Source organism: Stenotrophomonas sp. G106K1 (assembly GCF_037969685.1).
Lineage (GTDB): Bacteria > Pseudomonadota > Gammaproteobacteria > Xanthomonadales > Xanthomonadaceae > Stenotrophomonas > Stenotrophomonas lactitubi.
Map to the genome: position 1 here is coordinate 170,808 of NZ_JBBPFR010000002.1, position 26,521 is coordinate 197,328.

A 26,521-nucleotide genomic window follows, 5' to 3' on the forward strand; every position below is an offset into this window, starting at 1 on the left:
CGGTCGGCACCCACCGTCAACGCGCGGTGGTTTCCTCTTCCCGCTCCGGTTCCGGCGGCGGCAGTTGTTCTTCTTCCGCACGCTCGTTGCCCGGCAGAGTGGGGCGCGTTTCCATCAGCAGCGACAGCGCCGCCTTGGCCATCAGGTGCGCGCTGATCGGTGCGGTGATGAACAGGAACACGGTGATCAGCAGCTCGCGCGGTTGCGGGTCCTGGCCCAGGAAGATGTGGTAACACACCGAGCACACCAGCACGCAGCCCACGCCCAGCGTGCTGGCCTTGGTCGGTGCGTGCAGACGCTTGAAGAAGGTGGACAGCTTCACCAGCCCCAGCGCGCCGACCAGGATGAAGAAGCAGCCGAACAGCAGCAGGATCGACAGCGCGATCTGGATGAAGGTGATCATTCGACGATGTCCCGGCGCAGCACGAACTTGCTCAGCACCACGGTGCTGCCGAAGCCGAGCATGGCGATGATCAACGCCGCCTCGAAGTAGATCGCTGAATTGAGGTACATGCCGAACAGCATCAGCTCGGCGATGGCGGTTACCGACAGCGTATCCAGTGCAAGGATGCGGTCGGGCACGGTCGGCCCGCGCAGCAGGCGCCAGGTGGCCAGCAGCATGGCCAGGCCGACCACGTGCATGCACACCACCAGGGTGGTCTGGATGATCTGGAATCCAGTCATGGGAAGATCTCCATCAACGGGGCTTCATAACGGCGCTTGATCGTGTCGATCAGCTCCTGCGGGTCTTCCAGGTGCAGCACGTGCACCAGCAGGAACTTCCGGTCGTCGCTGAGTGCGGCCGACACCGTGCCGGGGGTCAGGGTGATCATGCTGGTCAGTGCGGCGATGCCGTGGATGTTGGCGATGTCCAGCGGCAGCCAGATGAAACCGGGGTGGATGTTCTTCTCCGGGCCCAGCACCTGGATGGCCACGCGGATGTTGGACATCAGGATGTCCCACAGGGTCACAAACAGCAGCTTCGGCAGCGGCCGCAGCGTGCCGATGCGGGCGAACTCGCGGTCCAGGCGCGCAGCGAACAGCGGAATGACCACGCCCAGCAGCATGCCCAGCAGGAACTGGCCGAGCGTGAAGCTGTCGGACATCAGCAGCCAGAACACCACCACCATCACGCTCAGCGCGGGCGAGGGCAGCAGGCGGCGAATCGGGGAACGCTTGGCGGTCATGGCTGGCGGATCTCCGGCGTGGTCGCGCGCAACTGCTGCACGTAATCGCCCGGCTGCAGCAGCTGGGTGGCGATGGCGTCGGTGTGCTGCATCAGCGGGGCAGCGAACAGTGTCATACCGATGCCGTAGGCCAGCAGGATGCACGCGGCAAACAGCTCGACACGGCGCAGTGGTGCCTTGCGCGGTGGCGGTGCGTCGGGATCGGGCAGCGGCACGCGCCAGAACAGGCGGATGCCACCGCGGGTCAGGCCCATGATGACCAGCAGGCTGCTGACCAGCACCGCCGTCCACACCGCGCCGGTGTAATGGTCGGGCATGCCGGCCAACAGCGCGGCCTTGGCCAGGAAGCCGGACAGCGGCGGCAGGCCGGCCACCGACACCGCCGCAATCAGGAACAGCACGGCCGGGGTCTCCTTGCCGGGCATCGGTGCGATCACTTCCTTGCGGTCGCTGGCGCCGCCGCGGCGGCGTCGGATCAGGTCGGCAACCAGGAACAGCGCGGCGGCGACGAAGCTGCTGTGCGGCAGGTAATACAGGCCGGCCGAGAGCACCTTCGGGGTGCCGACAGAAAACGCGATGAACAGCGTCGCCGCCGAGACGATCACCAGATACGAAATCAACACGCGCAGGCGCGCTGCGGCCAACACGCCCAGGCCACCCAGCAGCAGCGTCGCCACGCCGGCCCACAGCAGCCAGTCGCGGCCATAGCCGGCCATGGCACCCGCATCTTCGCCGAACCACAGCATCTGGATGCGCAGCACGGCATACAGGCCCACCTTGGTCATGATCGCGAACAGCGCCGCTACCGCCGCCGGTGCACGCGCATACGATTCGGGCAGCCACAGGTACAGCGGCATCAGCGCGGCCTTGGCACAGAACACCAGCAGCAACAGGCCCATCGTCGCCTTCACCAGGGTCAGCTGCGCAGGGGGCACTTCGGCAATGCGCTGCGACAGCTCGGCCATGTTCAACGACCCCAGCGAGGCGTACAGCAGGCCCAGCGCGATCAGGAACAGGGTCGAGGCGGTGACGTTGAACACAACGTAGTGCAGGCCGATGCGCATGCGCAGGCCACGGCCGCCACTGAGCAGCAGGCCGTAGGAGGCGATCAGCATCACCTCGAAGAACACGAACAGGTTGAAGATGTCGCCGGTCAGGAAAGCACCGTTGAGGCCCACCAGCTGGAACTGGAACAGCGCATGGAAGTGCGGTGCGCGGCGGTCCCAACCCGAACACGCATGCAGCAGGCAGGGAATGGCCAGCAGCAGGGTGGTCAGCAGCATCCAGGCGGACAGCTGGTCGGCGACCAGCGCGATGCCCAGCCGCGACGGCCAGTCGCCCAGCAGGTACACGCGGATGTCGCCACCTGCGGTGTCGGCAAACAACAGGCCGACCACCACCGCCAGCGTGGCCAGCGATATCCACGCCACGGCACGCTGCACCTTCGGCCCAAAGCGGCGGTGTTCGACGAACAGCGACAGCGCCGCGCCGAGCAGTGGTACCAGGATCGGCAGGATCACCAGATGATTCATGCGCGGTCCTCGCCCCGGCGCGGCGGTGCATCGTCGTCCGGCTCATGCGCGTCCACATGGTCACTGTGGTTGTCGCTGCGGCTGCGCATGGCCAGCACGATGCTGACGGCGGTCATCGCAAAGGCAATCACGATGGCGGTCAGCACCAGTGCCTGCGGCAGCGGATCGGTGTAGTTGCCGAGGTGGCTCTCCACGCCTTCCTGCAGCACCGGCGCCTTGCCCTGCACCACGCGGCCACCGGCGAAGATCAACAGGTTGGTGGCGTAGGACAGGAAGGTCATGCCGAGGATCACATCAAAGCTGCGCGCGCGCAGCAGCAGGTAGACGCCGATGGCGGTCAGCACGCCGATCGCAGAGGCCAGGGCCAGTTCCATCAGTGCATCTCCCCCGTTCGTGCCGAGCGGCGTTGCAGGTCGATCTCGCCCTTGCGCGCGGTGCGCGTCCGCGAGGGTTTGACGGTGGCCATCATCGACAGCATCAGCATCGCGCCACCGAACACCACCAGATACACGCCGATATCAAAACCAATCGCGCTGGCCAGCGGTACATCACCGATCAACGGCAGGTGCAGGTCCAGGTGACCACTGGTCAGGAACGGCACGCCGAACAGCATCGAGGCGCCACCGCTGAGGATGGCGATCAGCAGGCCGGTGCCGATGCAGCGGATGTAGTCGAAGCCGAAGCGCGACTCCACCGATGCGGTGCCCTGGATCACGTACTGGATCAGCAGCGGCACCGCCAGCACCAGGCCGGCGATGAAGCCCCCGCCCGGCGCGTTGTGGCCGCGCAGGAACAGGAAGATGGAGACCGTCAGGGTCAGCGGGAACATGATCTGGGCCAGATCGGCCGGCACCGGCAGCTTGATCGGCGGGCCGGGCATGATCTGCTCCGGCGCCATCCGCGTGCGCCGCAGCAGCGCATGCACGACCAGTGCGGCGATGCCGAACACGGTGATCTCGCCGAAGGTATCGAAACCGCGGAAGTCGACCAGGATCACATTGACCACGTTCTGGCCGTACGCCTCGGGCAGTGCGCGGGCAAGCAGTTCGCCGGCCATGGTGTTCGGCGGCAGCGTCATCGCGCTGTAGGCCAGCGCGCCGAGGCCGGCACCGGCCACGATCGCGATCAGCGCATCACGGCGCTTGCGCCAGCGCGGCCGCTCCGGGCCCGACTGTGCGGGCAGGTAGTTCATGCCCAGCAGCATCAGCACCAAGGTCACCATCTCCACCAGCAGCTGGGTCAGCGCCAGATCCGGTGCTGACAGGAACACGAAGGTCAGTGCCACCATCAGGCCGACACCGCCGACCAGCAGCACCGCCAGCAGGCGCTGCTTGTACATGCGCAGGGTCGCCACCGCGCAGGACATCATCACCAGCCACAGTGCCCAGCCCAGCAGCGGTATCGGCTGCGGCTTGGTCCAGTCCGGCGAGGCCGGATTGGCGATGTAGGGCGCGGCGGCAACCATGATCGCCACCAGCACCAGGCCCAGCAGCATGCGCTGCAGGCTGCCGTTTGCGATGCCGGCAGTCAACCGCTGCGCACCGGCCGACAGCAGGTCCAGCTGGTGGTGGAAGACGTTGCGCCCCGGCGTGGTGTTGGTGATCCCATGCAGGTCGATCAGCTTGCGCAGGCCGAAGTAGAGGGCCACGCCACCGACCACGCCCGCGGCGCTCATCGCCAGCGGCAGGTTGAAGCCATGCCAGATCGACAGGTTGTACTCGGGCATCGCGCTGCCGAGGATCGAGGCCGCCGCCGCGTGCAGTACCGGCGCCACCGTCAGTGCCGGGGCGATACCCACTGCCACGCAGATCACCACCAGGATCTCTACCGGCACCTTCATCCAGCGCGGCGGCTCGTGCGGCACGCGGTCCAGGCCATGCGGGCCCTTGCCGAAGAAGGTGTCGTGCACGAAGCGCAGGCTGTAGGCGACGCCGAACACACCGGCCAGCAGCGCGGCGATCGACACCGCCATGCGCATGGTGTCGGTGCCGCCGGCCGAGAGCGCTTCGGCGAACAGCATTTCCTTGGACAGGAAGCCATTGAGCAGCGGGATCCCGGCCATCGCCAGCGAGGCGATGATCGCCAGCGCGCTGGTGAACGGCATCAGCCTGCGCAGGCCACCGAGCTTGCGCATGTCACGGGTGCCGGTCTCGTGGTCGATGATGCCGGCCGCCATGAACAGCGAGGCCTTGAAGGTGGCGTGGTTGAGGATGTGGAACACGCCGGCGACCACCGCCATCGGCGTGGACAGGCCGAACAGCAGGGTGATCAGGCCCAGGTGCGAGATCGTCGAATAGGCCAGCAGGCCCTTCAGGTCATGCTGGAAGATCGCGTTCCAGGCGCCGATCAGCAGGGTGAGCGCACCGATGCCGCTGACCGTATAGAAGAACAGATCGCTGCCGGCCAACGCCGGATGCAGGCGCGCCAGCAGGAACACGCCGGCCTTCACCATGGTGGCCGAGTGCAGGTAGGCGGACACCGGCGTGGGCGCGGCCATCGCGTGCGGCAGCCAGAAGTGGAACGGGAACTGCGCGCTCTTGGTGAAGATGCCCGCCAGCACCAGGAACAACGCATAGGGGTACAGCGCACTGGCGCGGATCTGCTCGCCGGCGGCCAGCACCACGTCCAGATCGAAGCTTCCGACGATGCGGCCGATCAGCAGCACGCCGGCCAGCAGGGCCAGGCCGCCGCCGCCGGTGATCACCAGCGCCATCCGCGCGCCCTCGCGGGCGTCCTGGCGATGTGACCAGAAACCGATCAGCAGGAACGAGCTGATGCTGGTCATTTCCCAGAAGATCATCAGCAGCAACAGGTTGCCCGACAACACCATGCCCAGCATGGCGCCCATGAACAGCAACAGATAGGTATAGAAGCGGTGCGCGCTGTCCTGCGGGCTCAGGTAGTAGCGCGCATACAGCACCACCAGCGCACCGATGCCCAGCACCAGCCCGGCGAACATCCAGGCCAGGCCATCCAGGCGCAGGGTGAAGTCCAGGCCGATCTGCGGCAGCCACGGCACCATCGTCCGCACCACCTGGCCATCGAGCACCGATGGGGTCAGCCAGGCGAGGATCGCCAGCCCGCCCAACGGCGCCAGCGCCGCCAGCCAGGCAGCAGTCGAGCGCGAACTACGGGGGAAGGCTGCGACAGCCACTGCCATGAGGAACGGCAGGGCCAGCAGCAGGTGCAGGCTGGGGAGCATGCAGGGAATCCATGATTCACGAGCAGGTCAGGGAGCATAACAGGCCGCCAAATGTCGCCGAAACCCATTGAACAGCGATCAATTGCATGTAACGTGCGCTGATTCATTTTTTCTGCGATGCAGCATGCCGCGCGGATCACTCCTCATGACCGGTTGGCGGGCCCACCCTACGCCCACGCAGGGAGACCGCAGCCCCTGTCGCACAGGGACCGCCGCCGCTGGGCGGGACACGGAGAGGAGGTCGCCGCAGCAGGCTGGCAGGCGCGCCGTCCACCGTGGGTGATGGCATCTGCCCGTTCAGGAAACGAAGGCGTCGATGCGGCGACGCCGGTCAGTAGCGCCAGTCGAGCTTGCGATAGGCCTTGGCCATCACCCAAGCCGGGCCGATCAGCAGGTAGGTCAGGTCGGTCAGGAAGCTGGGCTTGCGGCCTTCGAACTTGTGGCCGATGAACTGCGCGATCCAGGCGACGACGAATACGCCGATGGCCAGCGAGCGCAGGTTGTGCAAGCCGATTTCCGCTTCCAGCAGCCGGCACAGGCAGCCGAACACGAAAAACTGGATGAGCATGCCGATGCCCAGCGGGCGCGACAGCTTGTTGTAGAAGCACCAGGCGCTGAACATCGCGAACGCCGACCAGATGCCGTATTGGAACCAGGTGATCAGCGGCGGAACGCACCACAGCAGGGCCACCACCGACCACAGGATCGCCGGCACCGCCACCACGTGGATGCGCTGGTTGACCACATTGCGGTGGTCGTCGGAGTAGCTGGCGAAATAGCGGTCGATCGGACGCGCAAGCTGGGTGGTGGTCTGCATGCGGCCAGCATACCCCGGCCGGGGCCGCCAGTAGAGCCAGGCCATGCCTGGCTGCAGGTCGGCCGAGGTTGCCGGCCAGCGGCCGGCACTACCCCAGGCAACCGACAGTAGAGCCAGGCCATGCCTGGCTGCAGGGGGGGGCGCAGGAAACCGCCCCCAGCCAGACCGGCTGGGGCGCAGGGGAATCAGTCGACGCTGATTCCGGCCAGGCGCTGCAGCGCCTCGGCGTACTTGGCGCGGGTGCGCTCGATGATTTCGGCCGGGATGCTCGGGCCCGGAGCGGTCTTGCCCCAGTCCAGCGTCTCCAGGTAGTCACGCACGAACTGCTTGTCGTAGCTCGGCGGGCTGGTGCCCACTTCGTACTCGTCGGCCGGCCAGTAGCGCGAGGAATCCGGCGTCAGCATCTCGTCCATGATGTACAGGCGACCGTCGGCATCGGTACCGAACTCGAACTTGGTGTCGGCCAGGATGATGCCGCGCTCGCGTGCGTAATCGGCCGCGAACTTGTAGATGCGCAGCGTGGCGTCGCGCACGCGCTCGGCCATCTCCGCACCGACCGTCTTCACCATCGCGTCGAAGTCGATGTTCTCGTCATGGTCGCCAACGGCAGCCTTGGTCGAGGGGGTGAAGATCGGCTCGGGCAGTTGCTCGGCCTGGCGCAGGCCGTCGGGCAGGTCGATGCCGCTGACCTTGCCGGTGCGCTGGTAGTCCTTCCAGCCGCTGCCGATCAGGTAACCGCGGGCGATCGCTTCCACCGGTACCGGCTTCAGCTTGCGGGTGACCACCGCGCGCTTGGCGTACAGGGCCGCGTCCACGCCCTCGGGCAGCACGCTGGCTACATCGATGCCGGTCAGGTGGTTGGGCATCAGGTGCGCGGTCTTGGCGAACCAGAAGTTGGACACCTGGCAGAGCATCTCGCCCTTGCCCGGGATCGGGTCGGGCAGAACCACGTCGAACGCCGACAGGCGATCGGTGGCGACCATCAACAGGTAATCCCCCGGCGGGGTACCGGCCGGCAGCCGCTCGCGCGGGATATCGAACACATCACGCACCTTGCCGCGGTGGCGCAAGGGCAGGCCGGGGAGATCGGATTGCAACAGCGTGGTTGGCACGGGCACTCCTGGGGCTTCGTCGATACGGCTGCCCAACGGACCCGGCGGGCCCGCTGACCAGCGGGCGGCCTAGTGTAAAGCGGTCCGGGCCCGCTGTGACGTAAAATGAGCGTCCATTTCGTCGGCCGACCCCGGAGCGCCATGCGCTGGTACGGAAAACTGCTCGGTTTCATCGCCGGGGCCCTGCTGTTCCGGCCCAATCCGCTGTTCGGCGCGGTGGTCGGCCTGTTGCTGGGACATGCCTTCGACAGCGACTGGTTCCGCCTGAACAAGGAGAACCCCTACCGCGAGCTGGGGCTGACCTCCGAGGCTACCGATGCCGAGGTCGAGCGCGCCTACCGCAAGCTGATCTCCCAGTACCACCCCGACAAGCTGGGCGGTGCCGCCCCCGAGCTGCGGCAGCAGGCCGAGCAGAAGTCGCGGCGCATCAACGCCGCCTACGACCGCATCAAGACCCTGCGCAAGCGCTGACCCCACAGTCCCGCCTGCGGGCGGGAGACCCCTTTCCCCGTTCCGAAGGCCCCGGCCATGTCCAACTGCCTCATCGCTCCTTCCATCCTCTCGGCCAACTTCGCCCGCCTGGGCGAAGAAGTCGACAACGTCCTGGCCGCTGGCGCCGATTGGGTCCATTTCGACGTGATGGACAACCACTACGTGCCGAACCTGACCATCGGCCCGATGGTCTGCCAGGCGCTGCGCAAGCACGGCGTCACCGCACCGATCGACGTGCACCTGATGGTCGAGCCGGTGGACCGCATCATCCCGGACTTCGCCGAGGCCGGCGCCACCTACATCAGCTTCCACCCGGAGGCCAGCCGCCACGTGCACCGCACCATCCAGCTGATCCGATCGCTGGGCTGCAAGCCGGGCATCGTGCTGAACCCGGCCACCCCGGTGGACATCCTCGACTGGGTGCTGGACGACCTCGACCTGGTGCTGCTGATGTCGGTCAACCCGGGCTTCGGCGGCCAGGCGTTCATTCCGTCGGCGTTGGACAAGCTGCGCGTGGTGCGCAAGAAGATCGATGCCAGCGGCCGTGACATCCGCCTGGAGATCGACGGTGGCGTGAAGGCCGACAACATCGGTGAGATCGCTGCCGCAGGTGCCGACACCTTTGTCGCCGGCTCGGCCATCTTCAACGCCAAGACCAGCTACCAGGACGTGATCGCGCAGATGCGCGCCAACGTCGCTGCGGCACGGGGCTGAGCCATGAGCACGGTGGCCGTGTTGAACATCCGCCCGGCCACCGTCGCCGACGCTGGCCTGATCCTGCGCTTCATCCGTGAACTGGCAATCTACGAGAAGGCCGAGCATTCGGTGCAGACCGATGAAATCGGCATCGCCGAAAGCCTGTTCGGCGCCGACGCCACCGCCCGCGCGCTGGTCTGCGAGGCGAACGGCGAAGCCATCGGCTACGCGGTGTATTTCTACAACTATTCCACCTGGCTGGGCCGCAAGGGCATCTACCTCGAAGACCTGTACGTGAGCCCGGAAAAGCGTGGTTCCGGTGCGGGCAAGGCGCTGCTGAAGTACATCGCCCGGCAGGCGGTGGCTGAAGGTTGCGGCCGCTTCGAGTGGTCGGTGCTGGACTGGAACACGCCGGCCATCGAGTTCTACACCGCAGCCGGCGCCAAGCCGCAGGACGAGTGGACGGTGTACCGGCTGGAAGGTGAGGCGCTGCACGATTTCGCCAACGGTTGAGGCGGAATGCATCCACGCATGACGTGGATCTATTGAAGACAGTGCGTGGGCACAGTAGATCCACGCCATGCGTGGATGCGCCTGGCAGGCAAAAAAAAACCACGCCAAACACTGGCGTGGCCTTGCTGCATGCGTGGGAGGCTGATCCTGCCTCCATCCGTCGTCCCTGCTATGGCCTTCCATTCTCCGGGCCACCGATGACACCTGCATGACATCCCGCATTGACGAGCCCAACTACCTGACCTGAACGGTTGCCAGCGTCTTTCACTGGCCCCGAACGCCCGATTGCTAGCCTGTGCCGCCTTTCCCTGGAAGAACTGCATGAGCACACCGCGCTGGCGCCTGATCCTCAACGGCAAGTCCGCAGGCAACGATGACCTGCGCGATGCCGTGGGCCACTGGCGCGAACGCGGCGTGCACCTGGAAGTGCGGGTGACCTGGGAAGACGGTGACGCCGAGCGCTACGTGGCCGAGGCCATCGACCACGGCGTGGACGTGATCGTGGCGGCCGGCGGCGACGGCACGCTGAGCGCGGTGGCCGAGACGCTGGCACATCGTGACGAGCCGGCTGAGGCGCTGCCCTCGCTGGCGCTGGTGCCGATGGGCACCGCCAACGATTTCGCTACCGCTGCCGGTATTCCGGTGGAGCCGCAGGAGGCCTTCGCACTGATTGCCAGCGGTACGCCGCATCCGATGGACCTGCTGCGTGTTGATGCCGACGGCAAGCCGTGGTGGTGCGCCAACCTCGCCAGCGGCGGCTTCGGCACCCAGGTCACGGTGGAAACCGATGCCGGCTTGAAGAAGATGCTCGGCGGTCTGGCGTATGTCATTACCGGTATCGCCAAGCTCGGGCGCATCGAACCGATCACCGCGCGCCTGAGCGGGCCGGATTTCCAGTGGGAAGGTGGGTTCATCGCGCTGGGTATCGGCAACGGCCGCCAAGCGGGTGGTGGTCAGCAGCTGTGTCCGCAGGCACTGATCGATGACGGCCTGCTGGACGTCACCGTGGTGCCGGAGCTGGATGGTGAAGTCGCCGCCACCCTTGGGCAGATGCTGACCGGTGGCAAGGAAGCGGCGCTCGAGCGTGTCGCTACACGCGCGCAGCTGGCTTGGCTGCAGATCGACGCACCGCAGCCGCTGACCTTGAACCTGGACGGCGAACCGGTGCAGGCACGCAGCTTCCGCATCGAATGCGTGCCGGGCAGGGTGCGGATGCACCTGCCGGATGACTGCGTGCTGCTTTCCGGCCGCTGATACAGGAACTACAGCAGGGGGATGTCTTCTTCCTTCGTGGGGAAGCCGAAGGCTTCACGTTTGTCGCGGATGCCTTTCGGCATCGGGGGGCGAGGGATGTCGCGTGTGACGAGCCACTGCTGGCACTTCTTCTGCCATGGCAGAAGGTCGGGTGTAGTGATGCCCCAGAAGATGTGCTCGGCGATCAGCATTCTATCGGGCGCCCCGATGGAGGATTTCAGTAGTACCGTAGGGTCTGCCCCGTGTTCCAGCAGCCAATAGGCATGCTCGAATCCACCCCGGGTGGTGTACCAGCTCAGTACTGTGTCGGCGGTGCCGCGATTGGATTCATTGATGTTCGCTCCATTCTCAATAAGCAGTTTCACGTTTTCCCACTGATTGCCCGCAATGAAGGCTTGAAACAGCAACGTTTCGCCCGCTGAGTTACGCGTGTTGGGGTCTCCACCGTGCTGAAGCAGCAATTGCAGGTATCGCGGGTCGTCCAGCTTTGAGGCATAGACCATGGCGTTGTTGTAGCCAAGTCTGCGGCCATCCACGACCTTGTAGGCGCGGGCATTTGGATCTGCACCGTTGTCCAGAAGTGCGCGGAGGCCGTCCAGATTGCCTGCGCGTAGAGGCCAGGCGACCATGGGAATCCCGTCTTCGCGCGAGAACGTCTTGTCCGGATCGACCCCTTCTTCACCGATGAGGCGGTGAATAGCCTTTGAATCGCCGCTTTCAGTGGCGATGGCCAGCTGCAGAGCCTTTCCTTCAAAGTACTGGTCTGCTCCATGACTCGATGATGCCGCGCAGCCGCTGATCAGCAAAAGTGTGAGACAAGCCACGGAGAGGAGGGCCTTCTGCACACGTTTGTGAAAGTGAATGGGCATTATCATCCTGATGATTGGGCTGAAGCGTGACATTAGCAAAAAGTTCTGATAATCGATAAGCATCGCGTGCTCAAGCCCGTGCCCGGCGCAATGGAGTTTGCCATGAATGGAACCGACATCGAGGCGCGCGTGCGCGCCCTCCAGGAGCAGAATCTTCTCGTTCAACAGCTGCGGGAAAGCGGCAATGACAGAGAGGCTGATCGTCTTCAGGAGACCTATCACGCACGTGAAATGTCTGGTCTCGCAGCTGATGTCTATCAATCAGCCAAGCACGAAGGTGCGCCTCCCGTGGGATGGACGCGCGGCAGCTCCGATCCGGATGCGCTGCGCGCTGCAGGCATCAACATGTCTGACGAAGAGTTGCGCGAGCTTCTGCAACCGCCGCAGTCTGGATTCCGCGCGGAGATATATATTCCCGACAAAGAGCTTTTCGGTACAGACGCAAAGCCGGTGGTGGTCTACAAGGGCTCTACCGGTAAGATCGTCGACCCTCTTGCACCGAATGGATGGCGCGAGTCTGGTGGCGAAGATTTTCTGAACAATGGGCAGCAAGGCATTGGGATGCGAAGCGACTACTACGATCGCGCCATGTCACTTGCCACGCAGCTGAATGATCGCATTGGCAACAACTTCGAAATCGCCGGCCACTCCCTCGGCGGTGGCATGGCCTCGGCTGCGTCGGCCGTCACTGGCGCACGCGCCACCACCTTCAATGCGGCAGGCCTGCATCCGGAAACTGCGGCACGTTTCGCGAAGGAAAATGGTCTGCCCACCTTCAACCCGCAACAAAGCGTGCATACCTACCAGACCACCGGCGAGGTGCTGAATGACGTGCAGAACGGCATGCAGCGCCTGAGCGAGCAGCAGCGTCGCGGCTATGGCGTGCTTGCCAATGAAATGGGCATGTTGCTGAAGGAGCCCGCCATGCAGAAGCTGGTGGGCGACAAGCTGCGCGAGATGATGCCACCGGGTGCGCAGACGTCCGCGGCGCAGTTCATCGAACAACTGGCGACACAGCCGGGGCAGGAAGCTCTGCGCAATATCCCGGTGGCCGCTGGCCGTGCCGAACTGCTGCTTGAGGCCAAGACACGCGACGCACAGGGCAATATCGTCAATCGTTCGCAGGTAGCGGCGCCAAGCCAGGTTGCAGAGCTGGCTGGACCGCTGTCCACGGTGCTGCACGCCACTGGCTACGGCATGCGCGGAGGACGTGTGATTGGTGAACAGGTTGAGCGCGCGGGTGCGGCCGGCGCGCACGTGCTGGACAGGGCGGGTGATGGCGCGGAGCAGATCCTGAGGACCCAGGGCATGGCCGTCGGCCAGATCGTGAACATGGGGTCGACTACCCTCCAGGTGGGTACCCGGGCGACCACCACCTTGATCGCCTCCGGGCGCGAGTTGACTGGAAGCATCGAGGCGACCCTGCATCGGGCGCAATCGCAGGCCAGTTCCCACGGCATATCCGCGCTGTCGTGGGTGGCCGGTCGGATCGGTTTGGATGACGCGGCCGACAGGTTGGCCAAAGAGGCCGAAAGGACACGTACTACGGGCGAGCAACGCGCGGTGCATGCATCGCGACAAGCACATGCCGATGCCGAGGGAACGCGTGCCTTTGGCGAGCGGACGGCCACTGCCATCGGCCATGACGGGCAGTGGGTGGCCGGCAAGCTGCAGAACGGTTTTGCCACCGCCGGCGCTCATGTGGACCGCGGCTATGACCTGGTGGCATCGAAGGTAAAGGGCGTTACCGCCCAAGCGCCAGCTGCCATGGCGACGGTCGGGGGCATCAGTGTGGGGGTGGGCACCGCGGCAGCAACGCATGTACCCACCGGTGCCCTGCCATTGGATGCGGTGAAGCTCTCCAATCTTGCCCAGTCCGCGCGATTGATCCGTAACATCGGTCCAGCATTTGGCGAGGCAACGGCCCGCCATGGCATGGCCGAGACCGTCATTCCCAGCCTGGATTCGGAACTGATCAAGCAGGAAGCCGCCGCCCGCAAGCTGGTCGAGCAGCACCAGCGCATACAGCATCCGGAAGATGGCCGCCGGGCCGGCGTGGCAGCAGAGCCCGCTGCGCGCGGGCCCGGCATCAATGACCCTGGCCACACCGATTACCGGTTGTTCAATGGCGCACAGACCGGCGTGCACGCCCTGGATGCCGCCCACAACCGCGTGCCGAACCTGCAGAGCGACCAGCTCGCCGGTGCACTGGCCGTGCAGGCCAAGCGCGAGGGGCTGGAGTCCATTTCCCACGTGGTGCTCAGCGACGATCACCGCCGCGCCTTCGCGGTGGATACGCCCGACCTGAACGCCGCGCACCGCCGCCATGCCCACGTCGAGGTGGCGGCGGGCATGGCCCAGCCGCTCAGCGCGAGCACCGCCCAGATTGACGCGATCAACGCCAGTCGCGAGCAGGCGCAGGGGGTGTCGCTGGCCCAGCAGCAGGTGCAGGAGAGCCAGGAACAGGCGCGGCGGATGGGCTAGGGCGAAGACAAACCGCCCGTCGCCAAAGGGTTTCCCTGCGGCCAAAGCTGCGATACAGTCATTGGGTGTCCAGCCTGACGACCCCGCATACCCTTTCTTCCGCACGCCGTTGGTGGCGATGGTGGCCTGTTGCCGTCGTCCGTCCCCATAACGCTGTGTCCCGGAAGGAAAGTCGTCTTGATCTCGCACGCTCAGTTTCAGCAGCAGGCCGCTGAAGGCCACACCCATATTCCCGTTGTCCGCGAAGTGCTGTCCGACCTGGACACGCCGCTTTCGGTCTATCTGAAGCTCGCCGACGGCCCCAATACCTACCTGTTTGAATCCGTCGAAGGCGGCGAGCGCTTTGGTCGTTACTCGATCATCGGCCTGCCGGCACGCCGCGTGTACGCCTTCCACGGCCTCACCCTGACCGTACGCGAGCACGGCGATGTGGTGGAAACCCGTGAGGTGGCCGACCCGTTTGCCGAGGTCGAGGCGCTGCGCAGCGCCCACTCGGTGCCCAAGCTGGAAGGCCTGCCGGGCTTCACCGGTGGCCTGGTCGGCTGGTTCGGCTTCGAATGCATCGGCTACATCGAGCCGCGCCTGGCCTCGCCGGCCGGCCGTGACGAACTGGGCACCCCGGACATCCTGCTGCTGCACTCCGATGAGCTGGCGGTGTTCGACAACCTGAAGGGCCGCCTGTACCTGATCGTGCATGCCGATCCGCGTGTCGAAGGCGCCTTCGAGCAGGCCCAGGCCCGCCTGGATGCACTGACCGCCAAGCTGCGCGCGCCGGGTGCCGGCTATCCGGCACCGCTGACCAGCGACGTGCTGGACGAGTCCGATTTCGTTTCCGGTTTCACCCGCGAAGGCTTCGTCGACGCGGTCCAGCGCAGCAAGGAGTACATCCGTGCTGGCGACATCTTCCAGGTGGTGCTCAGCCAGCGCCTGAGCGTGCCGTTCAAGGCGCGCCCGGTGGATGTGTATCGCGCGCTGCGTGCACTGAACCCGTCGCCGTACATGTATTTCCTCGATGTCGGCGACCTGCAGGTGGTCGGCTCCTCGCCGGAAATCCTGGTGCGTCTGCAGGACGGTGAAGTGACCGTGCGCCCGATCGCCGGCACCCGCCCGCGCGGCGCCACGCCGGAGCTGGACCAGGCGCTGGAGGTCGAGCTGCTGGCCGATCCAAAGGAACGCGCCGAGCACCTGATGCTGATCGACCTGGGCCGCAATGACGCCGGCCGCGTGTCCAAGGCAGGCACCGTCGAAGTGGGCGAGCAGTTCGTGATCGAACGCTACAGCCACGTCATGCACATCGTCAGCGAAGTGACCGGGCAGCTGCAGCCGGGCCTGAGCTATGCCGACGTGCTGCGCGCCACCTTCCCGGCCGGTACGGTCAGCGGCGCGCCGAAGATCCGCGCGCTGGAAGTGATCCGCGAGCTGGAACCGATCAAGCGCAATGTCTACGCCGGCAGCATCGGCTACATCGGCTGGCACGGCGATGCCGATACCGCGATCGCGATCCGCACTGCGGTGATCAAGGACGGCCGCCTGTACGTGCAGGCCGGCGCCGGCATCGTCTACGACTCCGACCCGGACAAGGAATGGGACGAGACGATGAACAAGGGTCGCGCGCTGTTTCGCGCCGTCGCCCAGGCCGCCAAGGGCCTGTGAGCTTCCCTGTGCTGTGGCCTGCGCCGCAGCACCCTTCGCTGTTTCCATTCAAGACAAGGAGTACCGCATGAAGCTGCTGAGCGTTCTGCTGTGGTCGTCGCTGCTGGCCACGATGGCCCCGGATGCATGGGCACAGGCCAACACCATTCCCTCGCAACCGCACCTGCTGGTGAAGGGCGAGGGCGCGCGAACGGTGATGCCGGACCGGTTCACGGTTGAACTGCTGGTCAAGTCCACCGATCTTCAGCCGGATACAGCGCGCTCGCGCGTGCAGGGCAATGTCGATGCGGTGCTGGGTGCGTTCAAGCGCAACCATGCACTGCCGGAAAGCGTGGTGGCCGACAACCTGACCATCCAGCCGGACTACCGCTATAGCGTGCAGGGCAAGCAGGAATACCTGGGGACACGGGTGAGCCGGCGCCTGAAGGGCAGCTTCGGCACCACCGGCGACCTGCAGGCCTTCCTGCGCGCGGTCGATGCCAGCGATGACCTGCAGATCAGCAGCATGCGACCTGGCTACTCGAAGGAAGCCGCACTGCGTGGCGAACTCAAGGCCGAAGCGGCAACGCAGACACGCGCCTCCGCCAAGCACCTTGCCACGGCCTATGGCGCGCGCATCACCGGCCTCTACAGCATCTCCGACGTGGCCCCGAACTTCGCCTACGGCGTGCAGGCAGGCAGCTGGCCCCGCAGCGGTGACATGGTCACGCCGCCAAGCCCGCCGGCTCCGCAGGCACCGACCAGCATTGAAACAACCGGCTCGCGCGCGCGCGAATCCATCGAAGCCGGCCCCATCACCTACACCGAAAATGTGTACGCCATTTTCCTGATAAGCGACGGAACCTAACCATGTTGTGGATGATCGACAACTACGACAGCTTCACCTACAACCTCGTGCAGTACCTGCAGACGCTGGGTGCCGAGGTGAAGGTGGTGCGCAACGATGCGATGAGCGTGGACGAGATCGCCGCGCAGAAACCCGAGCGCATCGTCATCTCGCCCGGCCCGTGCACGCCCAATGAGGCGGGCGTGTCGCTGGAGCTGATCCAGCGCCTGGGCCCGACCACGCCGATCCTCGGCGTGTGCCTGGGCCACCAGGGCATCGGCCAGGTCTACGGCGGCACGGTCATCCGCGCCGGCAACATCATGCACGGCAAGACCTCACCGATCCGCCATGAAGGCAAGGGCGTGTTCGCCGGCCTGCCGGACGGTTACCAGGCCACTCGCTACCACTCGCTGGTGGTCGACAAGAACAGCCTGCCCGACGCGCTGGAAGTGACCGCGTGGACCGAGAACGAGGATGGCTCGATCGAAGAGATCATGGGCCTGCGCCACCGCCAGTTCCCGGTCGAGGGCGTGCAGTTCCACCCCGAATCGATCCTCACCGAACACGGCCACGCCCTGCTGCGCAATTTCCTGCAGCGCCCGGCTGCCTGATCCAAGGAGTATTCCGATGAGCTTCTCCCCCCAGGAAGCCCTGCAACGCACCATCGAGCATCGCGAGATCTTCTTCGACGAAATGGTCGACCTGATGCGGCAGATCATGCGCGGCGATGTCTCGCCGATGATGACCGCCGCCATCCTCACCGGCCTGCGCGTGAAGAAGGAAACCATCGACGAAATTGCTGCCGCGGCGACGGTGATGCGCGAATTCGCGCTGGCCGTGCCGGTCACCGATACCACCCACCTGGTCGACATCGTCGGCACCGGTGGCGATGGCTCGCATACGTTCAACATTTCCACCTGCGCGATGTTCGTTGCCGCTGCCGCCGGCGCGCGCGTGGCCAAGCATGGCAACCGCAGCGTGTCGTCCAAGTCCGGCAGCGCCGATGCGGTCGAAGCACTTGGCGCGGCGATCGAGCTGCAGCCTGCTCAGGTGGCCGCGGCCATCGAACAGACCGGCATCGGCTTCATGTTCGCGCCGATCCACCACCCGTCGATGAAGGTGGTGGCGCCGGTGCGTCGCGAGATGGGGGTGCGCACCATCTTCAACATCCTCGGTCCGCTGACCAACCCGGCCAATGCGCCGTCGGTGCTGATGGGCGTGTTCCATCCCGATCTGGTGGGCATCCAGGCGCGCGTGCTGCGCGAACTGGGTGCCGAGCGCGCGATGGTGGTGTGGGGCCGCGACAACATGGATGAGATCTCGCTGGGCGCCGGCACCCTGGTGGGTGAGCTGCGCGACGGCAAGGTGCGCGAGTACGAGATCCATCCGGAAGACTTCGGCATCTCCATGTCAGCCAGCCGCAACCTGCGCGTGGACGGCCCGGAGCAATCCATCGCCATGCTGCGCGCGGTGCTCGACAACGAGCCGGGGCCGGCGCTGGACATCGTCGCCCTGAATGCGGGCGCGGCGTTGTACGTGGCCGGCGTGGCCAGCGATATCGGCGACGGCCTGGCCCGTGCCCGTGCCGTCATCGCCGATGGCAGCGCCCGTGCCCGCCTGCAGCAGTATGTCGATACCACTCGCGCGCTGGTTGCCTGAGCGCGCGGTTCAGCCTGACCCACCCGATGGCCGATAATGGTCGTCCTCACCGCCCCAGCACCGACCCGACGACGATGAGCGATATCCTGCAGACGATCCTGGCCCGCAAGGCCGAAGAAGTAGCCCAGCGCCGCGCCCAGCGCCCGCTTGAGGAGCTGCAGGCCGCGCTGGCCGATGCGCCACCGGTGCGCGGCTTCGTGCGCGCGCTGCAGGCTGCCGTCGCCAATGGCGATCCAGCGGTGATTGCCGAAGTGAAGAAGGCCAGCCCGTCCAAGGGCGTGATCCGTTCCGACTTCCGCCCGGCCGACATCGCGGTCAGCTACGAGTTCGGCGGCGCCAGCTGCCTGTCGGTGCTGACCGACGTCGACTTCTTCCAGGGTGCCGACACCTACCTGCAGCAGGCGCGCGAAGCCTGCACGCTGCCGGTGCTGCGCAAGGACTTCGTGATCGACGCCTACCAGGTGGTTGAGGCGCGCGTGCTCGGCGCCGACTGCATCCTGCTGATCGTCGCCGCGCTGGACGACACGCAGCTGGCCACGCTGTCCGAACTGGCGATGTCGCTGGGCATGGACGTGCTGGTGGAAGTGCATGACATCGACGAGCTGGAGCGAGCGCTGCAGGTTCCGGCGCCGATGATCGGCATCAACAACCGCAATCTGCGCACCTTCGAGGTGTCGCTGCAGACCACGCTGGACATGCGGCTGGCCGTGCCGCGCGACCGCCTGCTGGTCACCGAGAGTGGCATTCTCGGCCCGCAGGATGTGGCGCTGATGCGCGATGCCGGCATCCACTCGTTCCTGGTGGGGGAGGCCTTCATGCGCGTGGAAGAGCCGGGTGAGGGTCTGCGTCAGCTATTCTTCGCAGCATGAAAACGTACTATCCAACGCCGCGCGAGGATGCGCCGCTGGTGGTCTTCGACTTCGACCACACCCTGTATGACGGCGATTCGGGTACCCACCTGTTCGCCTCGCTGATCAAGCGCAACCCGCTGCGGATGCTGGCTGCGTTGCTGGTCACCCCGATTGCCGGGCCGATGGTGGCGATGCTGCCGACCCGCCGTGCCGGTATCTCGGTCTACGTCTGGATCGGCAGCTTCGGCCTGCATCGCGCGCGCGAGTTCAACAAGGTGATCGATGCCTACGTGCTGCGCAACGAGGCGCAGATGCGCGCCAAGCTGCTGCCACAGGCGCTGGAGGTGTTCGCCGCGCACCGTGCCAAGGGCGATCGCGTGGTGGTGGCCACCGGTGCACCGCCGGAACTTGCCCGCGCGATCCTGGCCTTCGTCGCCCACCAGGACGTGCCGGTGATCGGCACCGAAGTGGGGCCGCGGCTGGGCGGGGTAGGGCCGACCCGCCACTGCCACAACGAAGAGAAGATGCGCATGCTGCGCGAGCGCGGCTACGGCGACATCGATATCGCTTACTCCGACAGCACTGCCGACCTGCCGCTGCTGCTGGCGGCGAAAGCGCCGGTGGTGGTCAACCCGAAGCCTGCCAAGGTGGAATTCTTCCGCCGCGTGCTGCCGGCCGGCACCCGCATCCTCAACTGGGGTTGCGTAGACCGCGGCGGCGACAAGGCGTAATCGATCCCGCCTGCCTACCGGGTCCCACGCGGGTAGCGCCGGGCCATGCCCGGCGAGCGCTCAGCGGTACAGATACCCGAACAGTGCATGGCCCACCTGGAACAGGCTGATGCCCAGCACCAGCACGCCCACCGCGACCAGCACCCAGCGTTCCTTCACCCGCTTCACCAGCACCGCCGCCACCGGCGCGGCCATCATGCCGCCGATCAGCAGGCCGGCGACGATCTGCAGGTGCTGCACCCCCATCGACAGCAGGAAGGTCGCTGATACCGTCAGCGTGACCACGAATTCCGCAGCGTTCACCGTGCCGATCGTGGTCCGTGCCAGGCCGCCACGGGCGAGCAGGGTGGAGGTCGCCACCGGGCCCCAGCCGCCGCCGCCGCTGGCATCGAGCAGGCCGGCAAAGAATCCCAGTACCGGCACCCGGCGGATCTCGCCCGTGGGCATCCAGCGGCCGGCCGCGCGGGCCAGGATGATGATGGCCAGCACCAGCAGGTACAGGTAGATCAGCGGGCGGATCAGGTCGCCAGGGACCTGTGTCAGGACGTACGCGCCGAGTGCACCGCCCAGTGCGCCGGGAAGGGCGAGGCGGAAGAACAGGCGTTTGTCGACATTGCCGGCGACCAGATGCGACACGCCGGAGGCCCCGGTGGTGAACACTTCAGCGGTATGCACGCTGGCGCTGACCTGTGCGGGAGGCAGCCCCATGCTGAGCAGCACCGACGAGGAAACCAGCCCGAATGCCATGCCCAGCGCGCCATCAACCAGCTGGGCGCCGAGGCCGATAAGGATGAACCACCAGAATTCGCTGCTCAGCTCCATGGGGCGAGCCTAGCGCGCGAACGAGTGCGGACCAAGGTCCGCACCCACCGGTGGTCAACGGGTGCCGTACAGCACCACGGTCTTGCCGCGGGCGTGCAGCAGGCCGTCGGTCTGCAGCTTCTTCAGCACCCGGCCGGCCATTTCGCGCGAGCAGCCGACCAGACGGGCCAGTTCCTGGCGTGAGACGCGCAGTTGGCTGCCTTGCGGGTGACTCATCGACTCCGGCTCCTGCGCCAGATCGTGCAGGGTGCGCACGATACGGTCGGTGACATCCAGGAAGGCCAGGCGGCTGGCCTTGCGGCTGGTGTCCAGCAGGCGCTTGGAGATCTGCTGGCCCAGCGCGTACAGCAGGCGCGGGGCATCGGCCGACAGCGGGCCGAGGAACAGTTGATGCAGCCGTTCGTAGCTGATTTCGGCCAGCTCACAGGCAGTCCGGGTGCGCAGGATCACCTCGCGGCGGTCCGACTCCACGAACAGGCCCATCTCGCCGACGAACTCGCCAGCGCCGAAATAGCCCAGCACCAGCTCACGGTCCTCCTCCTCCTCGGCCATGATCGAAACCGAGCCGCTGATGACGTAATACAGGGTGCCAGCCGGGTCACCGGGTCGGAAGACGTCGGTACGGGTGGGATAGCGCCGCCTGTGGCTGTGGGCCAGAAAGCGGTCGATTGTTGCGATGTCCAAGGCCAATGGGCTGCTAGCTAGGCGCACGGTTGACACGATAGGGGCGCTCCCTCTGCGCATGAACGGATTCACGGGGTCGATAGCGGAGCTTAACCAGCGCAATTGTTAAGGGCAAACAGTGTGCCAGAACCTGAGCGTCTTCACGTTCCCCCTGGAGACACTTATGCCGCATAATTCCCCCTTTCCCTTCTTACACAGGAATCGACCGCCGTGGTCAAGCCGTTGCCTCGCCTGAGGTTGCAGGGTTTCAACAACCTCACCAAGGCGCTGAGCTTCAACATCTATGACGTGTGTTACGCGCGCACCGAAGAGGAGCGTCAGCGTTACATTGAATACATCGATGAAGAGTACAACGCCGACAGGCTTACTCAAATCTTGACCGATGTCGCTGAGATCATCGGCGCCAACATCCTCAACGTGGCGCGCCAGGATTACGATCCGCAGGGTGCCTCGGTGACGATCCTGATCTCCGAAGAGCCGGTGATCGACAAGAAGCAGGCCGGCAAGGAGTTGATTTCCGATGCCGTGGTCGCGCACATGGACAAGTCGCACATCACCGTGCACACCTATCCGGAAACGCACCCGCAGGAAGGCATTGCCACCTTCCGCGCCGATATCGACGTGGCTACCTGCGGCGTCATTTCGCCGTTGAAGGCGCTGAACTACCTGATCGAGAGCCTGGAATCGGACATCGTGATCATGGACTACCGTGTCCGTGGCTTCACGCGTGATGTGAAGGGCAAGAAGCACTACATCGATCACAAGATCAACTCGATCCAGAACTTCCTGGCCAAGAACATCAAGTCGCGTTACGAGATGTTCGACGTCAACGTCTACCAGGAAAACATCTTCCACACGAAGATGCACCTGAAGGACTTCGACCTGGACCAGTACCTGTTCGAGGAGAAGGCCAAGAACATCTCGTTCAAGGAACGCATGAAGATCGAAGCGCTGCTGCGTCGTGAGATCGAAGAGCTGTTCCACGGCCGCAACCTGGCTGAGTGACCCATGCGCGATGCCGTCAGGCATCGCCACCCAGGCGGGACGCCCCGCCCCGTGGAGCCTGCGCTTGGCGCAATCTTCAGTTCCACGGCGATGTACCGACCTACGGCCCGGTGTGAAAACACCGGGCCGTTTCGTTTTTCTCAAAAAAGGTAAGGAGCCCCCACCCATGCCCTGGATCTATCTGCTGCTGGCCGGTCTGTTCGAGATCGGATTCGCCCTTGGAATGAAGTACTCCGAAGGTTTCAGCAAACCCGTGCCGACCGCCCTGACGGTGGTGTCGGCCCTGATCAGCCTGTACCTGATGAGCCAGGCGATGAAGAGCATCCCGGTCGGTACGGCCTATGCGATCTGGACCGGCATCGGCGCCATGGGCGTGACGGTGCTGGGCATCCATCTGTTCAACGACAGCGCCTCGCCGGCGCGGCTGGCCTGCGTGGGCCTGGTCGTGGCCGGCGTCATCGGCCTGAAGCTGGTGTCACCCAACTAAGCCCGGGTAGTGCCGGCCGCTGGCCGGCAGCCCCATCAAGCCCGGCAGGCGGTCTTACAGCCGGTAGGCAATGGTCTTCATCACCCTGGAGGCCAGCGCCATCGCGCCGGGAACCGGGAATGGCAGGCGGCGTGCGCCGGCCTGCTCCGCATGCTCGGCATGCCGGGCCTCATCTTCCTTCATCACCCGGATGACCGCGCGGCTGCGCAGATCGCCGGCCGGCAGGTCGACCAGGTGTTCGTCCAGATGGGCTTCCACCTGGCGCTCGGTCTCGACCACGAAACCCAGGTTCCAGCCGTCGCCGCGCAGCCCGGCCAGGGTGCCGATGGTGTAGCTGCCGGCGTACCAGAGCGGATTGAACAGGCTCGGGCGGCTGTCCAGCTCGCCCAGGCGGGTGGCGCACCAGGCCAGATGGTCGGTCTCTTCCTGGGCCGCTTCCAGCAGATGTTCGCGGGTTGCCGGGTCGCGCGCCACCGCGGCCTGGCCGAAGTACAGGCCCTGGGCGCAGACCTCACCGACATGGTTGATCCGCATCAGCCCGGCCGCGTGGCGACGCTGCGCGCTGTCCATGCCGGGCTCGCCGGTGTCCGTGGCCGGATAGGGGCGGCTGGCCGGCGGGTTGCCGAACACCGTGTCCAGGGCGCGCTGCGCCTCGGTCAGCAGGTGGTCCAGCGGGGTGGTCTGGCGAAGCACGGTCATGGCGGCACGGCGTGGAGCGGGGGAGGCCCCGATTCTCGCCCGGCCCCGGCCCCCTGCCAACCCGGGGCGGAGGCCGGCTTGCACCCGCCAGCCAAGCTGCGTACAATGCCGCCCCTTACGCTCCACCTTTCACAACGCGTGGCAGAGTTCCGGCGAGTCCTTCGCCGCAATGAGCCCGACCTAACCAAGAGTTCTTCATGAGCACTTTCACTGCCAAGAACGAGACCGTCCAGCGCGACTGGTACCTCGTCGACGCCGAGGGCAAGACCCTGGGCCGTCTCTGCACCGAGCTGGCCCGCCGTCTGCGTGGCAAGCACAAGCCGGTCTACACCCCGCACGTTGATACCGGCGACTACCTGGTCGTCATCAATGCAGAAAAGATTGTCGTCACCGGCAAGAAGCTGCAGGACAAGATGTATCACCGTTTCACCGGTTACATCGGCAACCTGAAGACCGAATCCCTCGCCCAGGCGCTTGAGCGCCACCCGGAGCGCGTGATCGAGACCGCCGTCAAGGGCATGCTGCCGAAGGGCACGCTGGGTCGCCAGATGTACCGCAAGCTCAAGGTCTACGCCGGCACTGAGCATCCGCACGCCGCACAGCAGCCGCAGGTTCTGGATATCTAATCATGGCTATCACTCAAAACTACGGCACTGGCCGCCGCAAATCCTCCACCGCTCGCGTGTTCCTGCGCAAGGGTTCGGGCAACATCACCGTCAATGGCCGTCCGCTGGACGAGTTCTTCGGCCGTGAGACCGCTCGCATGATCGTGCGCCAGCCGCTCGAGCTGACCAAGAACACCGAGAGCTTCGACATCCTGGTCACCGCCGCTGGCGGCGGCACCACCGGCCAGGCCGGTGCGATCCGTCTGGGCATCGCCCGTGCTCTGGTCGAGTACGACGAGACCCTGAAGTCCGAGCTGCGCAAGGCTGGCTTCATGACCCGCGACGCCCGCGAAGTCGAACGCAAGAAGGTCGGTCTGCACAAGGCCCGCCGCGCCACCCAGTTCTCCAAGCGCTGATTTACTGCGCCTGGCCGGGCTCCTTCGGGGGTCTGCTGGTTGGAAAAGCAAAAGCCCGGCTTCGGCCGGGCTTTTGTCGTTCTGGGGGCGTGCATTTCGAGGTTGCCGGCCAGCGGCCGGCACTCCTCGTGGTTCCGCATACCCGACCCCGGAGTTCTGTCTGGAGGAGAGCCCCTTTGATGTTCAAGGGGGTGCGCCGAAAGGCGCGGGGATAAGGTGGAATGCGTAACCAAATTAAACGCAAAAGGCCAGATCTTTCGATCTGGCCTTTTGCGTTTAATTTGGCTGCCCCGGATGGATTCGAACCACCGAATGCCTGAGTCAGAGTCAGGTGCCTTACCGCTTGGCGACGGGGCAAAACGTGTAACTATTTTCTCACTTTTCACATTGAAAAACAACTTCAACGTGGTGGCTATGGGTGGACTCGAACCACCGACCCCAGCATTATGAGTGCTGTGCTCTAACCGGCTGAGCTACATAGCCTTGGTGAGCCCGCTATTCTGCTGATGTGTACAAGGACTGTCAACACCTTTGTATCGTGCTTGTGGCCCGACAGACGGCATGGGATAGTCCCAACCAGTAGATTTTCTTAGGAGTCCGCATCGTGATCGATCCGGACGGCTATCGACCGAACGTCGGCATCGTGCTGATGCGGCAGGACGGGCAGGTGTTCTGGGCACGACGTGTGCGCCGGGATGGCTGGCAGTTCCCGCAGGGTGGCATGAACACCGACGAGACGCCTGTCGAGGCCATGTATCGTGAACTGCAGGAAGAGACCGGGCTGTTGCCGGAGCACGTTGAAGTGCTTGGGGCGACACCGGGCTGGCTGCGTTACAAGCTGCCGGCGCGGGCCATCCGCCGCAATGAACGCCAGGTCTGCATCGGCCAGAAGCAGGTCTGGTTCCTGCTGCGCCTGACCGGTGACGAGGCGCACGTCAGCCTGGACCATACCGACTCGCCCGAGTTCGATCATTGGCGTTGGGTGGACTTCTGGTACCCGGTGGAGCATGTGGTGGTGTTCAAGCGTGGGGTCTATGCGCGCGCGCTGCGACATCTGGCGCCGTTGGCCCAGGGGGTGGCGGGGCAGGGCATCAGTGCCATGCCCAAGAGCGCTGCCGAGGCCTGGATGCCAGGCCACGCCGCCGGCCATGACAGGCCCAGGAAGCGCACACCCATGCGCGGCGGGTACTGGCCGCGGAAAGCCAAGGGTGAACCGGGGGCGGTTTGACGCGCAGGCTGCGCAACGAGCGGGTCGATCGATCGCAACGCAGCGCTGCCGGCTATTTCCGGCAAGGACTGGTTGTCCGCTTGGCAAGCCTCCCCTGGCTGTTGTTGAGCGTGGTGGTTCTCGGCGACATCGCATGGATGCCGCTTGCGCCGGGGGCGTGCCTCGCCTTCGCGACCTGTGCAGGGGCGCTGTTGCTGGCGGACTACCTGCTGCGTCTGTAGCCCCCTTATGGTGGGCGGGTTCGGCTGGACGCTGAACCGTATCGAGAATGGTTCAGGTCTCTGATTGACAACCATTCTCGTTTCTATTGGAATAGCGATCAGGCCGCTACTGGCCTGTTGCCCTGGTTCCCGCCTGTGTACGTCTGCATCTGCAACGGTGTTACCGACCACCAGATCCGCGAAGCCGCCAGCCATGGCGTCACGTCGGTGGCCGAGCTGACCATGCGTACCGGATGCGGCGCGACCTGCGGTTCCTGCCTGGACATGGCAGGCGACCTGCTGGCCAAGGCGCGTGCCACCCACGATCTGCCGCTGCCGGTACTGGGTCTGGCGCAGGTCGCCTGAGTCGTTTCGCGGCGCGTTGACGCCGCGCTCTCCTGGTCTTCATTGCTGGCTGCACTGGCCAATGCGCACGATTCGCGTTCCTTCACGTGCTCGCGCAAGGCGTTACAGTGCCCGCGATTTCAGCGTGCAGG

General features: G+C 65.4%; 30 protein-coding genes and 2 tRNA genes. 18 read left to right on the forward strand and 14 right to left on the reverse strand.

Going from position 1 to position 26,521, the window contains the following annotated elements:
• Positions 1-16: 16 nt before the first annotated feature.
• From WKB25_RS03065 to WKB25_RS03100, 8 genes are all read right to left on the reverse strand, one after another.
• Complete coding sequence (locus tag WKB25_RS03065) at positions 17-403, reverse strand: Na+/H+ antiporter subunit G (protein WP_089237394.1); 387 nt, start codon at positions 401-403, stop codon at positions 17-19.
• Positions 400-684: a K+/H+ antiporter subunit F gene (locus tag WKB25_RS03070; protein WP_025874598.1), complete on the reverse strand. Its 285-nt coding sequence runs from the start codon at positions 682-684 to the stop codon at positions 400-402. The genes WKB25_RS03065 and WKB25_RS03070 overlap by 4 nt, the downstream gene beginning before the upstream one ends.
• Complete coding sequence (locus WKB25_RS03075) at positions 681-1,187, reverse strand: Na+/H+ antiporter subunit E (protein WP_340568699.1); 507 nt, start codon at positions 1,185-1,187, stop codon at positions 681-683. Before WKB25_RS03075 ends, WKB25_RS03070 begins: the two co-directional genes overlap by 4 nt.
• Positions 1,184-2,719, reverse strand: coding sequence for a monovalent cation/H+ antiporter subunit D (locus WKB25_RS03080; RefSeq protein WP_340568700.1), 1,536 nt, complete (start codon positions 2,717-2,719; stop codon positions 1,184-1,186). Before WKB25_RS03080 ends, WKB25_RS03075 begins: the two co-directional genes overlap by 4 nt.
• Entirely contained in the window at positions 2,716-3,093 is a 378-nt protein-coding gene (locus tag WKB25_RS03085; protein WP_340568701.1) for a Na+/H+ antiporter subunit C, read from the reverse strand. Before WKB25_RS03085 ends, WKB25_RS03080 begins: the two co-directional genes overlap by 4 nt.
• Entirely contained in the window at positions 3,093-5,921 is a 2,829-nt protein-coding gene (locus tag WKB25_RS03090) for a monovalent cation/H+ antiporter subunit A (protein WP_340568702.1), read from the reverse strand. Before WKB25_RS03090 ends, WKB25_RS03085 begins: the two co-directional genes overlap by 1 nt.
• 331 nt (positions 5,922-6,252) lie before the next feature.
• Complete coding sequence (locus WKB25_RS03095) at positions 6,253-6,738, reverse strand: Mpo1-like protein (RefSeq protein WP_049467559.1); 486 nt, start codon at positions 6,736-6,738, stop codon at positions 6,253-6,255.
• A gap of 185 nt (positions 6,739-6,923) precedes the next feature.
• On the reverse strand, positions 6,924-7,850 hold the full coding sequence (locus tag WKB25_RS03100; RefSeq protein ID WP_162291998.1) for a phosphoribosylaminoimidazolesuccinocarboxamide synthase: 927 nt from the start codon (positions 7,848-7,850) through the stop codon (positions 6,924-6,926).
• Positions 7,851-7,991: 141 nt separating this feature from the next.
• Between WKB25_RS03100 and WKB25_RS03105 the strand changes: the two genes are divergently transcribed.
• The 4 genes from WKB25_RS03105 to yegS all read left to right on the forward strand — a co-directional run bounded on the left by WKB25_RS03105 (position 7,992) and on the right by yegS (position 10,805).
• Entirely contained in the window at positions 7,992-8,321 is a 330-nt protein-coding gene (locus WKB25_RS03105) for a DnaJ domain-containing protein (protein WP_340568703.1), read from the forward strand.
• A gap of 57 nt (positions 8,322-8,378) precedes the next feature.
• Positions 8,379-9,056 carry a ribulose-phosphate 3-epimerase gene (rpe, locus tag WKB25_RS03110; RefSeq protein WP_180165218.1) on the forward strand — a complete coding sequence of 226 codons (678 nt, stop codon included), beginning with the start codon at positions 8,379-8,381 and terminating at the stop codon, positions 9,054-9,056.
• 12 nt (positions 9,057-9,068) lie between these two features.
• Positions 9,069-9,551 carry a GNAT family N-acetyltransferase gene (locus WKB25_RS03115; protein WP_340568845.1) on the forward strand — a complete coding sequence of 161 codons (483 nt, stop codon included), beginning with the start codon at positions 9,069-9,071 and terminating at the stop codon, positions 9,549-9,551.
• 321 nt (positions 9,552-9,872) lie between these two features.
• Positions 9,873-10,805 (forward strand): lipid kinase YegS, encoded by a 933-nt coding sequence (gene yegS, locus WKB25_RS03120; RefSeq protein WP_340568705.1) that lies wholly within the window; start codon positions 9,873-9,875, stop codon positions 10,803-10,805.
• 8 nt (positions 10,806-10,813) lie between these two features.
• On the opposite strand, the gene WKB25_RS03125 is transcribed toward yegS, so the two are convergent.
• Positions 10,814-11,737: an ankyrin repeat domain-containing protein gene (locus WKB25_RS03125; RefSeq protein ID WP_340568706.1), complete on the reverse strand. Its 924-nt coding sequence runs from the start codon at positions 11,735-11,737 to the stop codon at positions 10,814-10,816.
• A gap of 39 nt (positions 11,738-11,776) precedes the next feature.
• Here WKB25_RS03125 and WKB25_RS03130 point away from each other — a divergent pair, with 39 nt between their 5' ends.
• From WKB25_RS03130 to WKB25_RS03160, 7 genes are all read left to right on the forward strand, one after another.
• Positions 11,777-14,158: an XVIPCD domain-containing protein gene (locus tag WKB25_RS03130; protein ID WP_340568707.1), complete on the forward strand. Its 2,382-nt coding sequence runs from the start codon at positions 11,777-11,779 to the stop codon at positions 14,156-14,158.
• Positions 14,159-14,335: 177 nt separating this feature from the next.
• Positions 14,336-15,811, forward strand: coding sequence for an anthranilate synthase component I (trpE, locus tag WKB25_RS03135; protein WP_180165224.1), 1,476 nt, complete (start codon positions 14,336-14,338; stop codon positions 15,809-15,811).
• Between the two features lie 67 nt (positions 15,812-15,878).
• On the forward strand, positions 15,879-16,658 hold the full coding sequence (locus WKB25_RS03140) for an SIMPL domain-containing protein (RefSeq protein WP_340568708.1): 780 nt from the start codon (positions 15,879-15,881) through the stop codon (positions 16,656-16,658).
• A gap of 2 nt (positions 16,659-16,660) precedes the next feature.
• Complete coding sequence (locus WKB25_RS03145) at positions 16,661-17,248, forward strand: aminodeoxychorismate/anthranilate synthase component II (RefSeq protein WP_088101793.1); 588 nt, start codon at positions 16,661-16,663, stop codon at positions 17,246-17,248.
• A 16-nt stretch (positions 17,249-17,264) separates the two neighbouring features.
• Positions 17,265-18,296 (forward strand): anthranilate phosphoribosyltransferase, encoded by a 1,032-nt coding sequence (trpD, locus tag WKB25_RS03150; RefSeq protein WP_340568709.1) that lies wholly within the window; start codon positions 17,265-17,267, stop codon positions 18,294-18,296.
• 74 nt (positions 18,297-18,370) lie between these two features.
• Entirely contained in the window at positions 18,371-19,165 is a 795-nt protein-coding gene (trpC, locus tag WKB25_RS03155; protein WP_340568710.1) for an indole-3-glycerol phosphate synthase TrpC, read from the forward strand.
• Positions 19,162-19,878 carry a haloacid dehalogenase-like hydrolase gene (locus WKB25_RS03160; RefSeq protein WP_099819691.1) on the forward strand — a complete coding sequence of 239 codons (717 nt, stop codon included), beginning with the start codon at positions 19,162-19,164 and terminating at the stop codon, positions 19,876-19,878. The genes trpC and WKB25_RS03160 overlap by 4 nt, the downstream gene beginning before the upstream one ends.
• A 60-nt stretch (positions 19,879-19,938) precedes the next feature.
• Here WKB25_RS03160 and WKB25_RS03165 read toward each other — a convergent pair whose 3' ends face one another.
• Both WKB25_RS03165 and crp read right to left on the reverse strand, forming a co-directional pair.
• Complete coding sequence (locus WKB25_RS03165) at positions 19,939-20,700, reverse strand: sulfite exporter TauE/SafE family protein (RefSeq protein ID WP_340568711.1); 762 nt, start codon at positions 20,698-20,700, stop codon at positions 19,939-19,941.
• A 54-nt stretch (positions 20,701-20,754) separates the two neighbouring features.
• A complete protein-coding gene (gene crp / locus WKB25_RS03170) occupies positions 20,755-21,444 on the reverse strand; it encodes a cAMP-activated global transcriptional regulator CRP (protein ID WP_025874619.1) in 690 nt (229 codons plus the stop codon).
• A 150-nt stretch (positions 21,445-21,594) separates the two neighbouring features.
• Here crp and speD point away from each other — a divergent pair, with 150 nt between their 5' ends.
• On the forward strand, positions 21,595-22,389 hold the full coding sequence (gene speD / locus WKB25_RS03175) for an adenosylmethionine decarboxylase (RefSeq protein WP_025874620.1): 795 nt from the start codon (positions 21,595-21,597) through the stop codon (positions 22,387-22,389).
• Between the two features lie 166 nt (positions 22,390-22,555).
• Positions 22,556-22,876 (forward strand): quaternary ammonium compound efflux SMR transporter SugE, encoded by a 321-nt coding sequence (sugE, locus tag WKB25_RS03180; RefSeq protein ID WP_340568712.1) that lies wholly within the window; start codon positions 22,556-22,558, stop codon positions 22,874-22,876.
• A gap of 54 nt (positions 22,877-22,930) precedes the next feature.
• On the opposite strand, the gene coq7 is transcribed toward sugE, so the two are convergent.
• Entirely contained in the window at positions 22,931-23,575 is a 645-nt protein-coding gene (coq7, locus tag WKB25_RS03185; RefSeq protein WP_340568713.1) for a 2-polyprenyl-3-methyl-6-methoxy-1,4-benzoquinone monooxygenase, read from the reverse strand.
• 197 nt (positions 23,576-23,772) lie between these two features.
• Between coq7 and rplM the strand changes: the two genes are divergently transcribed.
• Both rplM and rpsI read left to right on the forward strand, forming a co-directional pair.
• Positions 23,773-24,201 (forward strand): 50S ribosomal protein L13, encoded by a 429-nt coding sequence (rplM, locus tag WKB25_RS03190; RefSeq protein WP_025874623.1) that lies wholly within the window; start codon positions 23,773-23,775, stop codon positions 24,199-24,201.
• Positions 24,202-24,203: 2 nt separating this feature from the next.
• Positions 24,204-24,596, forward strand: a complete 393-nt coding sequence (gene rpsI, locus WKB25_RS03195; RefSeq protein ID WP_005411311.1) for a 30S ribosomal protein S9 — start codon at positions 24,204-24,206, stop codon at positions 24,594-24,596.
• Positions 24,597-24,878: 282 nt separating this feature from the next.
• Here the strand turns inward: rpsI and WKB25_RS03200 are convergent.
• A tRNA-Gln gene (locus tag WKB25_RS03200) sits at positions 24,879-24,953 on the reverse strand.
• Positions 24,954-25,002: 49 nt separating this feature from the next.
• Positions 25,003-25,079, reverse strand: a tRNA-Met gene (locus WKB25_RS03205).
• A gap of 121 nt (positions 25,080-25,200) precedes the next feature.
• On the opposite strand from WKB25_RS03205, the gene WKB25_RS03210 reads away from it, so the two are divergent.
• The 3 genes from WKB25_RS03210 (at position 25,201) to WKB25_RS03220 (ending at position 26,390) form a co-directional block, all read left to right on the forward strand.
• On the forward strand, positions 25,201-25,824 hold the full coding sequence (locus WKB25_RS03210) for an RNA pyrophosphohydrolase (protein WP_025874624.1): 624 nt from the start codon (positions 25,201-25,203) through the stop codon (positions 25,822-25,824).
• Complete coding sequence (locus WKB25_RS03215) at positions 25,821-26,045, forward strand: hypothetical protein (protein WP_340568714.1); 225 nt, start codon at positions 25,821-25,823, stop codon at positions 26,043-26,045. Before WKB25_RS03210 ends, WKB25_RS03215 begins: the two co-directional genes overlap by 4 nt.
• Positions 26,046-26,180: 135 nt before the next feature.
• A complete protein-coding gene (locus WKB25_RS03220) occupies positions 26,181-26,390 on the forward strand; it encodes a bacterioferritin-associated ferredoxin (RefSeq protein WP_089237360.1) in 210 nt (69 codons plus the stop codon).
• Positions 26,391-26,521 lie beyond the last annotated feature (131 nt).

Excerpts from the sequence above, each read along its gene's own strand:
- WKB25_RS03065 (WP_089237394.1), bottom strand. The coding sequence starts at position 403 with ATGATCACCTTCATCCAGATCGCGCTGTCGATCCTGCTGCTGTTCGGC.
- WKB25_RS03070 (WP_025874598.1), bottom strand. The coding sequence starts at position 684 with ATGACTGGATTCCAGATCATCCAGACCACCCTGGTGGTGTGCATGCAC.
- WKB25_RS03075 (WP_340568699.1), bottom strand. The coding sequence starts at position 1,187 with ATGACCGCCAAGCGTTCCCCGATTCGCCGCCTGCTGCCCTCGCCCGCG.
- WKB25_RS03080 (WP_340568700.1), bottom strand. The coding sequence starts at position 2,719 with ATGAATCATCTGGTGATCCTGCCGATCCTGGTACCACTGCTCGGCGCG.
- WKB25_RS03085 (WP_340568701.1), bottom strand. The coding sequence starts at position 3,093 with ATGGAACTGGCCCTGGCCTCTGCGATCGGCGTGCTGACCGCCATCGGC.
- WKB25_RS03090 (WP_340568702.1), bottom strand. The coding sequence starts at position 5,921 with ATGCTCCCCAGCCTGCACCTGCTGCTGGCCCTGCCGTTCCTCATGGCA.
- WKB25_RS03095 (WP_049467559.1), bottom strand. The coding sequence starts at position 6,738 with ATGCAGACCACCACCCAGCTTGCGCGTCCGATCGACCGCTATTTCGCC.
- WKB25_RS03105 (WP_340568703.1), top strand. The coding sequence starts at position 7,992 with ATGCGCTGGTACGGAAAACTGCTCGGTTTCATCGCCGGGGCCCTGCTG.
- rpe (WP_180165218.1), top strand. The coding sequence starts at position 8,379 with ATGTCCAACTGCCTCATCGCTCCTTCCATCCTCTCGGCCAACTTCGCC.
- yegS (WP_340568705.1), top strand. The coding sequence starts at position 9,873 with ATGAGCACACCGCGCTGGCGCCTGATCCTCAACGGCAAGTCCGCAGGC.
- WKB25_RS03125 (WP_340568706.1), bottom strand. The coding sequence starts at position 11,737 with ATGCTTATCGATTATCAGAACTTTTTGCTAATGTCACGCTTCAGCCCA.
- WKB25_RS03130 (WP_340568707.1), top strand. The coding sequence starts at position 11,777 with ATGAATGGAACCGACATCGAGGCGCGCGTGCGCGCCCTCCAGGAGCAG.
- WKB25_RS03140 (WP_340568708.1), top strand. The coding sequence starts at position 15,879 with ATGAAGCTGCTGAGCGTTCTGCTGTGGTCGTCGCTGCTGGCCACGATG.
- WKB25_RS03145 (WP_088101793.1), top strand. The coding sequence starts at position 16,661 with ATGTTGTGGATGATCGACAACTACGACAGCTTCACCTACAACCTCGTG.
- trpD (WP_340568709.1), top strand. The coding sequence starts at position 17,265 with ATGAGCTTCTCCCCCCAGGAAGCCCTGCAACGCACCATCGAGCATCGC.
- trpC (WP_340568710.1), top strand. The coding sequence starts at position 18,371 with ATGAGCGATATCCTGCAGACGATCCTGGCCCGCAAGGCCGAAGAAGTA.
- WKB25_RS03160 (WP_099819691.1), top strand. The coding sequence starts at position 19,162 with ATGAAAACGTACTATCCAACGCCGCGCGAGGATGCGCCGCTGGTGGTC.
- WKB25_RS03165 (WP_340568711.1), bottom strand. The coding sequence starts at position 20,700 with ATGGAGCTGAGCAGCGAATTCTGGTGGTTCATCCTTATCGGCCTCGGC.
- crp (WP_025874619.1), bottom strand. The coding sequence starts at position 21,444 with ATGCGCAGAGGGAGCGCCCCTATCGTGTCAACCGTGCGCCTAGCTAGC.
- sugE (WP_340568712.1), top strand. The coding sequence starts at position 22,556 with ATGCCCTGGATCTATCTGCTGCTGGCCGGTCTGTTCGAGATCGGATTC.
- coq7 (WP_340568713.1), bottom strand. The coding sequence starts at position 23,575 with ATGACCGTGCTTCGCCAGACCACCCCGCTGGACCACCTGCTGACCGAG.
- rplM (WP_025874623.1), top strand. The coding sequence starts at position 23,773 with ATGAGCACTTTCACTGCCAAGAACGAGACCGTCCAGCGCGACTGGTAC.
- rpsI (WP_005411311.1), top strand. The coding sequence starts at position 24,204 with ATGGCTATCACTCAAAACTACGGCACTGGCCGCCGCAAATCCTCCACC.